General features: G+C 42.3%; 9 protein-coding genes and 1 tRNA gene. 3 read left to right on the forward strand and 7 right to left on the reverse strand.

Features of this window, described 5'->3' with window-relative positions; translation table 11 throughout:
- Nucleotides 1–181: 181 nt before the first annotated feature.
- From ACEWB7_RS09730 to efp, 7 genes are all read right to left on the reverse strand, one after another.
- Nucleotides 182–258: transfer RNA gene (locus tag ACEWB7_RS09730), tRNA-Val, on the reverse strand.
- Between the two features lie 47 nt (nucleotides 259–305).
- Nucleotides 306–2,303, reverse strand: a complete 1,998-nt coding sequence (locus ACEWB7_RS09735; protein WP_312307538.1) for a DUF3488 and transglutaminase-like domain-containing protein — start codon at nucleotides 2,301–2,303, stop codon at nucleotides 306–308.
- An 11-nt stretch (nucleotides 2,304–2,314) separates the two neighbouring features.
- The gene (locus ACEWB7_RS09740; protein ID WP_034702081.1) at nucleotides 2,315–3,220 is read right to left on the reverse strand and encodes a DUF58 domain-containing protein; all 906 of its coding nucleotides are present in this window, start codon (nucleotides 3,218–3,220) and stop codon (nucleotides 2,315–2,317) included.
- Nucleotides 3,221–3,232: 12 nt separating this feature from the next.
- On the reverse strand, nucleotides 3,233–4,183 hold the full coding sequence (locus tag ACEWB7_RS09745) for an AAA family ATPase (RefSeq protein WP_312316957.1): 951 nt from the start codon (nucleotides 4,181–4,183) through the stop codon (nucleotides 3,233–3,235).
- Between the two features lie 396 nt (nucleotides 4,184–4,579).
- On the reverse strand, nucleotides 4,580–4,882 hold the full coding sequence (locus ACEWB7_RS09750; protein ID WP_004782606.1) for a YbdD/YjiX family protein: 303 nt from the start codon (nucleotides 4,880–4,882) through the stop codon (nucleotides 4,580–4,582).
- 10 nt (nucleotides 4,883–4,892) lie between these two features.
- Nucleotides 4,893–6,992, reverse strand: a complete 2,100-nt coding sequence (locus ACEWB7_RS09755) for a carbon starvation CstA family protein (RefSeq protein WP_034702078.1) — start codon at nucleotides 6,990–6,992, stop codon at nucleotides 4,893–4,895.
- 170 nt (nucleotides 6,993–7,162) lie between these two features.
- Nucleotides 7,163–7,732 carry an elongation factor P gene (gene efp / locus ACEWB7_RS09760; protein WP_004782608.1) on the reverse strand — a complete coding sequence of 190 codons (570 nt, stop codon included), beginning with the start codon at nucleotides 7,730–7,732 and terminating at the stop codon, nucleotides 7,163–7,165.
- 378 nt (nucleotides 7,733–8,110) lie between these two features.
- On the opposite strand from efp, the gene epmB reads away from it, so the two are divergent.
- From epmB to ACEWB7_RS09775, 3 genes are read left to right on the forward strand one after another with little or no spacing between them, the layout of a single operon-like run.
- Complete coding sequence (gene epmB, locus ACEWB7_RS09765; RefSeq protein WP_034702075.1) at nucleotides 8,111–9,133, forward strand: EF-P beta-lysylation protein EpmB; 1,023 nt, start codon at nucleotides 8,111–8,113, stop codon at nucleotides 9,131–9,133.
- 9 nt (nucleotides 9,134–9,142) lie between these two features.
- Nucleotides 9,143–10,888, forward strand: coding sequence for a GTPase (locus tag ACEWB7_RS09770; protein WP_312316953.1), 1,746 nt, complete (start codon nucleotides 9,143–9,145; stop codon nucleotides 10,886–10,888).
- Nucleotides 10,870–13,029, forward strand: coding sequence for an EAL domain-containing protein (locus tag ACEWB7_RS09775; RefSeq protein ID WP_411580674.1), 2,160 nt, complete (start codon nucleotides 10,870–10,872; stop codon nucleotides 13,027–13,029). Before ACEWB7_RS09770 ends, ACEWB7_RS09775 begins: the two co-directional genes overlap by 19 nt.
- The last annotated feature ends 122 nt before the right edge of the window (nucleotides 13,030–13,151 follow it).

Below are 13,151 nucleotides of genomic sequence, written 5' to 3' on the forward strand. Positions count from 1 at the left end.
GTTTCATGACGTAATCTCCAAAATTCCTGTCATAACCTTGACATAAATTAAGCCGTATAATCCGTAAAAAGCAGCTATTTTAAAAGATAATCCACATAAGGGTAATTTTTATTTTGGACATAAAAAAGGGTTTTAAGCTACTGTTTTCGCTTAGAACCCTTATAACATTAGTTTTGAATCTTGGTAGGTATATCCAGACTCGAACTGGAGACCTCTACGATGTCAACGTAGCGCTCTAACCAACTGAGCTATACACCTAGAATGCTTGGCATATTATAAATTTTTCGATCTCAAAACAAGTCTTTTCATTTAATTTTCAATATATACGTACAAGTTTTAAGCAAATCTTTGAATTGTTTCAGATCTTGGTCTGAGAATTCCCTGCCTGAATAAATTGATTTTTCAAATAGTCTGATTGCTTCAAAAAATACAGACTGATCTTTATCCTGAACTTGCTGAGCTAGCCTTAACATCCATTGGTGAAAAGTCTCTGCAGGTTGTCTTTTTAAATCTTTTTTTAAAGTCTGATTAAATTGCTGAATGGAGTAATCAAAGGGTGACTGTAACTGCCGATTTTTAAAATAGATTTTTAAAATATAAAGCAGTACGAGTATGCCAATACCAGATATTAAAATAATTACGCTGGAATAGACTGGACTTAGGCCCAGTTTCGCTAACCAGCCCTGCTGTGATTCGGCATTATAGCCTACGACCTTACTTTGCCATTGGTAACTTGCATAATCACTCCAGACTCTTAGTTTGGTCAGCCATATATTACGGTGTGATGTCCAACCAGAATTACTTGCCCATACTCGCTCATCTTGCGAGATTAAATTTTGCATCCCATCATCAATACGTTGCGGGGCTACCATTGCGGTAGGATCAAAACGCTGCCATCTTTGGTCAATCCAGACTTCTGTCCAGGCATGAGCATCCAACTGACGAACCTCCCAACTTTTCCCATCGGGTGCCAATTGTCCACCTTGATAACCTGTAACCACACGAGCCGGAATTCCCACATATCGCATCAGCATCACAAAACTGGAAGCATAGTGTTCACAAAAACCTTGCCGTGATTTAAACAGAAATTCATCAATCCGGTTTTTGCCGAGTACACCTGGTTTCAGGGTATATACAAAATGATTTTGCTGGTACCAGTTCAAAACTGTTCGGATATAACGTCGCGGATCCTTCCCACTTTGTAGATATAAACGCTGTGCCAACTGTTGTGCCTGAGTATCCAAATGGGCTTGAGTCTGGGTATTCAGTCGCTGAACAAATTGCGCCGGTAAAATACTTTCAGTATTTTGACTACCTAGCCACTGCAGATGAATCGGTTCTACCCGTTGGGTTAAACGCCTTGGTACGATACTCCAATCCTGACGGTTATAATAACGGCGTTCCAAAGGCATCGATTTTTCCAGCCCCATCACCCAGAACACAGAAGGATCAGCAGCCAGATATTGGTAATTCCACCCTGATGTGGATACTGGAACAACTTCTCCAGGCTGACGGATTAAAGGCTGCTGATTAATAAAGCTACTGGTCCAGCGCTGTCCATCATATTCATCTAGCACCAATGCCCGCCAATACAACTCTGAACGTGGCGGCAGTTTACTCACATCACCAATAATCCTGAAAGCTAGAGCATTAGATTGAGATAATTCAGCAATATCGCCCGGTGACATACTGTCACCGATTCCGGTTATACCTTTATTTTCTGGAATTGGGATATGCCAAAGCGGTGGCAAACGCGGAAAGAAGATGAATAATAAAATAAAAAACGGCAGAGCATAAAGCACAAATCTGCCGACATATTTGGCATCTTGCTGTAAGGCTATACGTGGTGATTGCTGACTCTGCTGAAACTCACTGGTCTGAATCCGGTATAAGCCAATTAGACAGCTCAATAAGCATAGAATAATCACAACAGCCATGCCAAAAGATTGGCTATATAGAAATGAACTGGCCGCAACAAAAAGCGCAAAATTAAACAGGATAATCAGATCCCGCCGGTTTTTCGTTTCCAGTGATTTGGCAAATAAAAAAGTGGAAAGAACTGCAACACCTGCCTCCACTCCAATAAAACTTTGGTGGCTAAGATAAATACTACCTAATGCTAAGGCCGTGAGAAGAAAAGTTCCTATTTTAGGAAATGGCTTTTGCCGTTTAAGAAAAATCCAGATACACAGTAAGCTAATGACAAAGATAATGCTGAGCAGCACCGGGATGAAAGCTACTTGGGCAAGGATGATCAAGCCTAGGGTCAAGACGATCGAAATTCGGATTTTTCCATCAATCATAGATTCACCCGTTATGCCTGAGCCAATAATTGTTTGGCCTTACGTAACTGTTCTTCACCTGCTCCCTGCTGCAATTCTGCCTGAGGTAAATGCAACGCATATGCACATTGCTGCTGCTCACATTGCTCAATCAGTCCCATCATCAAGCCCAGTTTCTCCTCATGCGACTGGCTAGGCATATGTTCATAATGAATCTCAATGCTATGTTCATCCTGATACTGTTCAAAGACTTTGACATATAAGCCTTGCCCACGTGCAAACTGTTTCCAGGAAACCGCCTGCAATGAGTCTCCAGATTGATAATTTCGTAATTCACGGAACTCATCCATATCCGGTTCAAAGCTATTTTGATAAATCTTATTTTCCGAAGTGTTATTTTGGGCTTTGGGTGCCACCCAGGCAAACTGATGATGATAAAGGTAGGTCCAGGCTCGAACCAGACCAAAAGGATAAACCGAATAGATCTGAATCACCGGATACTCAAATTTACCGCGACGTTCCGCATAAAAAGGCAGCACCCAATGCTGCTTTTGTTCAGTCAGATAAACTTTCTCCAGCTGATTGCCGGCCTTAATATACAGATAACGCGGCCGGGCTGTGGCTTGCTGAAAATAAAAATGCAAATTGAGTGCATGACCTACCTGTCCGACGTCTTCAGCAACCATTTCAATATCCAGATCATGCAACTGTTTAAAGGTCAGATAGAAGCTGACACATAGCACTGCACTAATCAGAAAACAGAAGCCTAAGATCAGGTTATTGGCATAGTTCACGCCAGCAATAAAGGTGATAAAAATCAAAACCAGATACAGATAACCCTGCTGATAAATAAAGACCAGTACATCCTTTTGAGAAAGTCGTTTTTGCTGTGAAAATTGAAAGCGTTTCGCCAGCCAGTTTTGCCAGGTTTTATCCAAGAGCGGACTCCTTTAACTGACTGCGACCTGTTGCATCACATTTAATGTTTCTGCATCGCTCAGCCCCAGACGATGGGCGGCGACTGCCACAAAAACGGCTTGTACATCGTCCGGAGTTACGAAGCTACGTTGCTGAATAATGGCATTCGCCTGTGCTGCACGTTTAAGCGCCAGCAAACCTCGTGTTGATAAGCCTTGGCGTTTCTTACGGGTTTCTTCCGCAAGATCTAGCATATATTCCTGAACCGCTTCACTGATAAAAATCTGCTGGGTCAATTGCTGTAATTCCAGCACTTCATTTTCAGTAAATACATGTGCCAAGCTAGCGATCAAGGCAAAACGGGATTCCTGTTGTAATAACAATTTTTCAGCATGTCGCGATGGATAACTTAAAGACAGACGCATTAAAAAGCGGTCAAGTTGGGATTCAGGCAAGGCATACGTGCCACTTTGAAATAACGGATTCTGGGTCGCGATTACCCAAAATGGCTTAGGCAATGCATAACGTATCCCATCCACAGTGGCATAGCCTTCCTCCATCGCCTCCAGCAAGGCACTCTGAGTTTTGGGACTGGAACGGTTAATTTCATCTGCCAGCAAAATCTGGGTAAAAATAGGCCCCTGCTTAAACTCGAATTGATGTTCTTTCTGGTTAAACATATTGATACCGATCACATCACTGGCCAGCATGTCATTGGTAAACTGAATTCGCTGAAATTTCAGTCCTGTAAGATAGGCTAGGCTGCTTGCCAATGTTGTCTTGCCCAAACCGGGTAAATCTTCAAATAATACGTGTCCGCCTGCAATAAGACAGCATAGGGCTAATCTGGTCTGTGCATGTTTATCCAGAACAATCGCATTAATTTCTTGGAAAAATTTTTGAATCTTGGGGGCATAATCAGCCAGCTTCTGTTCAAGCTCATCATTGTTGTGCGCAATATCCAGCTTTTCTTTTTGTTTCATGCCCCAGATCACAATATTTTCCCTAATAAAACATGCTGTAGGATTAACATACACTGTTTTTTAAAATTCCCCAAAGATCAGTCATCTGCCGACTTTATTTCTGCAGAATAAATTAGGAATTTTAGAAATTTTATATGACGCAGATTAAATTTCCTATAAGAACCAATTGAAACTTTAAGATTAAAGTTTAGAAAAATTGCATTTTCCTTGGCATATTTATTAGAAATAACAGGCTATTAAAAACCTTTGAGATTTGATTTTATACCTAAAAGGTAAAGACTTTTAAAAATTTAAATTCCCAATGTCAAAATAGATCATAATTTTGTTTTATCTTGTTTGAATCCTAAAATTTGCCCGTAAAAAAGCGCCCCGAAAGGCGCTCATTTTATTCATCCATTAGCATGGACACTTCTTCATATCTCCACCGGCAGATGGATAACGCGAATCTACACAGTGACGATAAAATGTTTTAGGGTCCATCGCTTCCAGATCAGGATGGTGCTTTTTCATATGCGCCAGATAAGTCTGATAATCCGGCACGCCCACCATCAGGCGGAAACTCTGCTGTAAACGCTGCCACAACGTCGCAATCCGTGACCAGTTTTTCGGGTTCAGGATCAGGTCTTTTTGTGACATTACGGTCATCTTGATGATCTTATAAATGACCGCTTTTCCACCTTTAGCAAACTTCAAGTTCATGCGCCGCTCCTTAATGCCCTTTTGCAGGCTGAATTTCTTCAGGATCGCGATACACTGCTTCGGCTTCATTTACGGTTGGTACCGGGCTCGCCAGGGCACGACGGATCACGCCAATCGCAGCAAATAGCATTACAAACGCTACGATCATAAAGAAACCACAAAGTGCTGCGTTGATCTGGTTCGACATTGCAACAGTCTGCATTTCAGCCAGGGTTTTCGCTGGTGCCAGAATTTCATTATTCGCAATTGCCGTATTGAAACGCTCTGCCTGTGCCAGGAAACCGATCTTTGGATTTTCATGGAAAATCTTCTGCCAGCCTGCCGTCATTGAAGTAATAAACAGGAATACGGTTGGAACAATGGTTACCCACACATATTTCTCTTTCTTCATCTTGAACAAAATCACAGTACCCAAAATCAATGCCATTGCAGCCAGAATCTGGTTACCAATACCGAACAGTGGCCATAAGCTATTAATACCGCCTAATGGATCAACAACGCCCTGATAAACGAAGAAACCCCAGCCAGCCACAGCAACGGCTGTACCCAGCATATTACCGAAGAAGTTATGAGATTGTTTTACCGCAGGAATCACGATACCAACTGTATCCTGAACCATGAAGCGACATGCACGAGTACCCGCATCTACCGCTGTCAAAATAAATAAAGCTTCAAACAGAATTGCAAAGTGATACCAGAAGGCCATCATTTCACGGCTGTTAAAGATTTCGGTAATGATATGCGCCATACCAATCGCGAAAGTTGGTGCACCACCCGTACGTGACAGAATCGAGTTCTCACCTACTTCCTGAGCCAAGAGAGTCAGCGCTTCAGGCGTTACCACAAAACCAAGATTACGTACTGCTTCAGCTGCAGTATCTACGGTTGTACCTAGTAGTGCTGCTGGTGAGTTAATCGCGAAGTACACACCTGGATCAAGAATCGCGGCACAGATCAAAGCCATGATCGCAACAAATGATTCCATCAACATACCGCCATAACCGATTATCCGGATATCGCGTTCGTTGTTGACCAGTTTCGGTGTCGTACCTGAAGAAACCAGTGCGTGGAAACCGGAAATCGCACCGCAGGCAATGGTAATAAACAGGAATGGGAACATTGAACCAGCGAATACTGGGCCTGTACCATCGACAAATTTGGTAATCGCTGGCAATTTCATTTCCGGCATCGCGAACAGAATACCAATCGCCAGACCGGCAATCACACCAATTTTCAGGAAGGTCGATAAATAGTCACGTGGTGCAAGTAATAACCAGACGGGCAATACCGATGCAATAAAACCATAAATGATTAGTGCCCAAGTCAGCTCAGTACCCGTTAAGGTAAATAGCTGCCCCCAGTATGGATGCTGTGCAACGTTTTCACCATAGATAATGCCAAGCATCATCAATACGAAACCAATGATCGAAACTTCTGCAATTTTACCCGGACGGATAAATCGCATGTAGATACCCATGAAGATGGCGATCGGAATCGTAGCGGCAATACTGAATACACCCCATGGACTATTGGTCAGTGCTTTGACAACCACTAGCGCCAATACTGCTAGGATGATGATCATCACACCCAGCGCACCAAGCATCACGATAATACCAGCAAAGGTACCCAGTTCCTGTTTTGCCATTTCACCCAGTGAACGGCCGTCACGACGGGTAGAAATAAACAGTACCAGGAAGTCCTGTACCGCACCTGCCAGTACCACACCGACCAGTAACCAGATCGTGCCTGGCAGATAACCCATCTGCGCTGCAAGGATTGGACCGACTAAAGGACCCGCACCGGCAATCGCGGCAAAATGGTGACCGAATAACACACTTTTATTGGTCGGCACATAATCCAGACCATCACCCAGACGATGGGCAGGTGTTAAACGGCGTGCATTCAGTTCAAAAACTTTATTGGCAATAAATAAACTGTAGAAACGGTAAGCGATGCTGTACACACAGGCTGCGGCCAGTACCAGCCAGACTGCATTCACATGCTCACCACGACTGAGTGCAAGTATCCCGAAGGAGACTGCCCCGACTATGGCTACCAGGAGCCAGATGATTTTCGAAGTCATGGTTGACTTCTGTTGTAAAGTTTCCATTCAATCCCTCATTTTGTGAAGCATATAAATCAGCGTGATTTTTTTATTCGAGGTACTGCTGTTTTCCCTTGCGACTTTACGCTTGTTCCTTTCGAATTCCTCTAAGACTTTGGCATAAAAAAAGGGATGATTTTAGTCATCCCCTTTGATAATAGTCTATTTTCCGACCATTATGCACGTTCTAAATAGTCACCAGTACGGGTGTCTACGCGAACGCTTTCTTCTTGCTGAACGAATAATGGAACACGTACTACTGCACCTGTTTCAAGTTTCGCTGGTTTACCGCCACCGCCAGAAGTATCGCCACGAACACCTGGATCAGTTTCAACAATTTTTAATACTACGAAGTTTGGTGGGCTTACTGTTAAAGGTACGCCATTCCACAACATGATAGTACATTTTTCATTTGAATCGTCTTTTAACCATTTTGCAGCATCGCCCATTGCTGTTTTATCAGCAGCGATCTGTTCGAAGGTTACAGGATCCATGAAGTTCCACATTTCGCCATCGTTGTACAAGTATTCCATTTCTACTTCTACGATGTCTGCAGCTTCTAGAGAATCACCAGATTTAAAAGTTTTTTCCAAAACTTTACCACTGCGAAGGTTACGTAATTTAACGCGGTTGAACGCCTGGCCTTTACCTGGTTTAACGTATTCGTTTTCCATGATTGAACATGGGTTACCATCAAGCATAACCTTCAGGCCAGACTTGAAATCGTTCGTAGAATAATAGGCCATGATTGGCTCACTCCAAACTTACTAACTTTAAGCTATTGATGCTATGGGCTGTTGCAATGTCATTTAGCAAGTCTGACACGAACATGAGTTGCCACATGCACATTCATTTAATGTTGCGTATTCTAAATGAGCAATACACCAAGTCGCAACGAAAAAATCGGTTTTAACTTGCTGACACTGCTTAACTTAGCATCAGCTATTCCAATACTGGTGCACAACCAGTCTTCCAAGCATATAAAAGTCTCTATGCTTTTGCATACCATAGCAAACTGATAGTGTTTAGAGAAATTTTAGCCAGCTTTCACATTCCCATCTGTAGACAAACTGCTAAACTGCGCACTTCTGGCTATCGCCTTCATCTTTTTTTGATCTTCCGGCATGACACAGTATTTATATCAAGAAGCAAATTGGCAATCGCAACTGAGTGATCTGATCACTGATCCACAGGAACTACTACAGATTTTACAGCTTTCTCCAGATCAGCTGTTATCTGGTGCTCTTCTGGCCTCTCAGGCCTTTAAATTACGTGTGCCACGGGCTTTTGTTTCCAGAATGCAGCCAGGCAATCCTTTAGATCCACTTTTATTACAAGTGTTGCCACATCATCTGGAACTGGAAGATCATCCGGGATTTGTCACCGACCCCCTAGGTGAAGAACAAGCCAATCAGCAGCCTGGTGTTCTACATAAATATAAGTCACGTTTTTTACTGACTTTAACTGGTGCCTGTGCTGTCCACTGTCGTTACTGTTTCCGACGCCATTTCCCCTATCAGGAAAACCTGCCTAAAAATGAGGACTGGATCAATATCAAACAATATCTGGAAAGCCAGCCGGATATTAATGAAGTAATTCTGAGTGGTGGCGATCCACTAACCTTATCGAACCGAAAATTAAAAACCTGGATTGAACGACTAGAATCGGTACCACATCTCAAATTTTTAAGAATACATTCACGAGTTCCTATTGTGATCCCAAACCGGATCGACGAAGAGCTACTAAGCATGTTAAAAAACAGTAGGCTACGTATTATTCTAGTGGTACACTCGAACCATGCATCAGAGCTGGATGACCTGACCTGCAAGCAGCTTAATCAGCTGGTTCAGCATCAGATCACGGTACTCAATCAGGCAGTTTTATTAAAAGGAGTTAATGATTCTGCTCAAGTTTTGGTTGATTTAAGCTATCGCTTGTTTGATGCTGGCGTGATGCCCTATTATTTACATGTACTTGATAAAGTAAAAGGTGCGCATCATTTTGATTTACCTGCTGAGCACATCAATGAGATTTATACAGAAGTTTTAGCGAACCTACCGGGGTATCTGGTTCCTAAACTAGTTCGAGAAATAGCGGGCGAGAAGAATAAGACACCGCTTTTTGGGGTTTCAACATTTTTGAGTTAAATAATAAAGATGAGTAAGCATACTGCAGACATTTTTCAGACAACGGCTGAACTCACCATAGAACAGCTAAGTTTTTGTCCTACAAATGCCAAAGCATTGCAGGAATGGGTCGCAGGAATTTCAATCCTGCAATTGGGGAATTCATCCAAGTCTCTGTTCAGTGCTTTACTGGAAATTTCCGAACTGAAATGTGCGGAAACCTTGCGTTTTGACCTGATCCAGGTATTGCACCCTACCCTTGAAAATGTTCTGGCCAGTCTTGAGAAACATTTCGTCAATCAGGGTCTGATCACGACGGATCGCAATGACCAGATCATTGAGCTGGCTATGCTGTTACGCAGCTATTTTGCCAAAATCTATATAGATATTGCCAAACGCTGTAATCATCAGCTGAATCATCAAAAGTTTTCACTATTTTCCTTGGGCAAAAAGAAAAGTCTGCAAAGTGCCCGGATGGTGTCCATTTACTATGGTCTGCAACAGTTAAGCCTGCTGCTCTATCAACAACATATGCTGTATAGCACACCTGGCGCCGGCCAGTGGTTGGCAGCACATCAGTTGCTTGAATGTGCGATGGAAAATAATTTCTATCAGACCAACATCAATCAGGTTCTTGGCACCCAGCACGAAATCCAGAATATTGCCCAAGCCTATGCACGACTGATCTTACTAGATATTTTTAATACTCATCAGATTCGTCCTGCTGAAATTCAGGGCTTATATTTATGTAGTGCAGACTGGGCGAAACTGGTTCAGATTCTACCGAAAGAAACCACGCTATCACGTTATGTGGTCGATGCCAGCAAAGATCATCCACCTTTATTAAATTCTCATCAGGGTCAGCATTTCCAGCCAAGTTTCTATATTTCGACACAAAACCTGATGGAACACCTGACCGGTACTCAAAGCAAAAATGCCCAGTATCTGTCACGTAATGAAAAGCTGTTCCTGACGCCTGCCCTGCATTTTCATATCTATAACCTGCTTTCGAATAATGTCGAACGCCGTCATGAACGTTATGAATATTCCGCACAGATCAATATCTGCTTTGGCTTAACGGTGGCGCATTTTTATCTGTCTAAGGGTAAAAACTTTAATGAAACGCTGGAACTGGAAGGCAATTATGGTTTCCAGAGCGAAAGCAGTTTTATCAGCTCAATGCATAATACCGTTCCAAGCGGATTCAGCAGTATCAAAGCGCTCGATCGCGAAGCCAAACAGATTCATACCGCTGAAGTTCTCGATATCAGTGTTAATGGTTACCGGATTAAATGGCCAGGTATCACACCTGCCAATCTGAAAACTGGCGAATTTATTCTGGTTCAGGAAAAATCTCAAAGCCAGTGGCGTGGCGGTGTCATTCGCTGGATCAAACAGTCAGCAGATAAAAGTCTGGAAATTGGTCTGGAAATTCTGGCACAGGAACTGTTCCCTTGCGCAGTCTATGCCCGTACCGACAAACACAGTATCAATTATCAGCCGGCCATTCTGGTACAGATGACCCAGCTCGATCAGGTCTCAACCAGTATTATTGTCTCTGGCTCACAAATGTTTAGGGAAAAACAGACCATTCATTTACGACTTGGCCAAAAAGAACTCAGAATCTACCTGACCAAGGCACAGCTCATTACACAAAGTTTTATCCGTTTTGACTATGAATTATTAAATGATCAAGAAGAAGATGTCATCGAAAACTTTATACATAAGCAATTGAATGAAACTAGAAATCACGATTTATGGGAAGCATTGAAGTGAGAAATCCATTATTGTCTAAAAAGTTAAAACGTACTGAAACACGTTTACTGATCATTGATGATAATCAAATTAGATATAACCAAATCCGTGATCTCTTAACCAGCAATGAATATCAGGTCGATGCCGTTCTGCTTGATGATCTGCAATCTTTTGAAAAACAGTTAAACTTTAACTGGGACCTGATTATTTTTGGTCGTGCGTATGATCTGAAATATGAACAGGCCTTAAGTCTGGTTCAACTTTCGCAGCAACCTGACCTTCCTATTCTTTTGTTAAAACCAGAAGATTATCAGGCTGAACAATATGCCCAATATATCCGTAAAGGCATTTTTGACATTCTGAATCTGGATTATCCAGACCGCTTCTTCCTGAATCTGGTGCGTGCCCTTTCCTTTAGCCGTACCATGCAAGCCCAGCGCCATTTAATGGAAGAACTGGAAACTGCACAAAGCCAGGCACAATCACTGGTAGAAGATAGTAACCGTGCAGTCGCAACCATTCAGGAAGGCATCCATATTCAGGCCAATGCCGATTATCTCAAACTGTTTGGCCTTAAAAGCGAGGACGATATTATCGGTCTGCCACTTTTAGACCTGTTACAGCCGCAAGATTTGAATGATTTTAAATCCCGCTTTAAAAAGATTTCTCAGGGTCAGTTTGATTTAGGTCGTTTTGATATTACTTCTTCGAATCCAAATGTTGCTGCTGCCAATCCATTAAAACTGGAATTTCTGGCATCTAGTGCTGAAGAAGATGCACTACAAATTACGATTGATACAGCGACTACTCAGGCGAGTGCCTCTTCTGAAAAAGTTGCCAACAAACCAAGCACATTACAGTCACTCAAGCGTGAACTTAATCGTGAACCGGCGAAAGCCAATGCATTGATCACCTTCTCCTTTGCTGCGTATGAGCCGCAAGTCCTGAATGGTGATTGGGCGACCTACATGGGTTACTTCCATGAAGTTGAGAAATTTCTAAAAGATCAGGTTCGTATTCCGCTCTTCAAACTGGAACATGACGTTCTGGTGGGGATCATTCAGGCAGATGCGCAAGACATCCTGGAATCCAAACTGGTCGGACTAGGTTCATTAACCAAACCACAGCTCATTACAGTGAATCAGCAAACTTATCCGCTCAATCTACGCATCGGTTATACCCTGCTTGACGGTGAGTTGCGTGATGAAAGCCATTGTAATGAATTAGTCGGTCGGGCCTTCTCTACTCCTTTACCACAAGCACAAAAAACGTCTGAATTTGTTCTGGATATTCCTGCAACGACTCAGGAATCGATTTCAATGCCGAGCATTGACTTCACGGTTTCAGAACCCGTTATTCCAGCGTCTGAGTCCATACCGGTCAGTCCAGCAGTCAGCACTGTACCACTCACAACCTCTCCAGTATTAAAATCACTGCGTGAATGTCTGGAACGTGGTGAAATTCATCTGAAATATCAACAGCTCTATGATAAAGAAGATACCAACCTCTATATGTATGAGGTGACTAGTGGTTTTATCTTTGAAAATAAATGGCAAGATATTTCTTCCTTGATGGAACTCAATGAAGATGATGAATTGTCTATTAAACTGGACCGCTGGATTCTGGTTGAATCAAGCAAACAGTTGCACAACTTCATTACCCAGTATCCGGATGCCCGTTTAATCGTCAACCTGAACCGTGCTGTGCTATTTAAGGACCGTACTTTCCCTGAGTTTATTTCCAAACTGATTACCATTATTCGCAGTAAAGTCGAGTATCCTTTAACTTTACAGTTCTCAGAAGAAGATATCCTGATGAACCAGCAGGATGCGCAGAAATATCTACGTACTTTACGTGAACATGGTGCGCGGATTGCGATTCGTAACTTTGGTCACTCAATGTATAGTGAAACCTTACTACGTGAGTTCGATATCAATGGTCTGAGTCTGGATAGCAAACTGACCAAGATGCTAAACAATGATGCTGAAATTGAACAGTTACAGGAAAAAATCACCACGTACAATGAAATCAAACCAGTGAATATCATGATTCGTGAACTGAATGACATGACCTTATTTGCGAATGCCTGGAACGTGGATGCCCGCTTTATTCAGGGTGATTATTTCCAGAAAAAACTGGATCATCTGATTGATGTACTATAGCTAAATACTAAATAAATCATTACAGTAATCTTTAAACAATTTATCAATATCTTTAACTCTAAATTTATTGCGAATCATTTTTACTCGTGACCACATTTTTTCTATAGGATTTAAGTCCGGGC

The organism is Acinetobacter sp. NIOH-H-8 (assembly GCF_046635365.1).
In the GTDB taxonomy this organism is placed as follows: Bacteria; Pseudomonadota; Gammaproteobacteria; order Pseudomonadales; family Moraxellaceae; genus Acinetobacter.

What these genes read in the sequence shown, in the direction of transcription:
- ACEWB7_RS09735 (WP_312307538.1), bottom strand. Translation starts at nt 2,303, where the DNA reads ATGATTGATGGAAAAATCCGAATTTCGATCGTCTTGACCCTAGGCTTG.
- ACEWB7_RS09745 (WP_312316957.1), bottom strand. Translation starts at nt 4,183, where the DNA reads ATGAAACAAAAAGAAAAGCTGGATATTGCGCACAACAATGATGAGCTT.
- ACEWB7_RS09750 (WP_004782606.1), bottom strand. Translation starts at nt 4,882, where the DNA reads ATGAACTTGAAGTTTGCTAAAGGTGGAAAAGCGGTCATTTATAAGATC.
- ACEWB7_RS09755 (WP_034702078.1), bottom strand. Translation starts at nt 6,992, where the DNA reads ATGGAAACTTTACAACAGAAGTCAACCATGACTTCGAAAATCATCTGG.
- efp (WP_004782608.1), bottom strand. Translation starts at nt 7,732, where the DNA reads ATGGCCTATTATTCTACGAACGATTTCAAGTCTGGCCTGAAGGTTATG.
- epmB (WP_034702075.1), top strand. Translation starts at nt 8,111, where the DNA reads ATGACACAGTATTTATATCAAGAAGCAAATTGGCAATCGCAACTGAGT.
- ACEWB7_RS09770 (WP_312316953.1), top strand. Translation starts at nt 9,143, where the DNA reads ATGAGTAAGCATACTGCAGACATTTTTCAGACAACGGCTGAACTCACC.
- ACEWB7_RS09775 (WP_411580674.1), top strand. Translation starts at nt 10,870, where the DNA reads ATGGGAAGCATTGAAGTGAGAAATCCATTATTGTCTAAAAAGTTAAAA.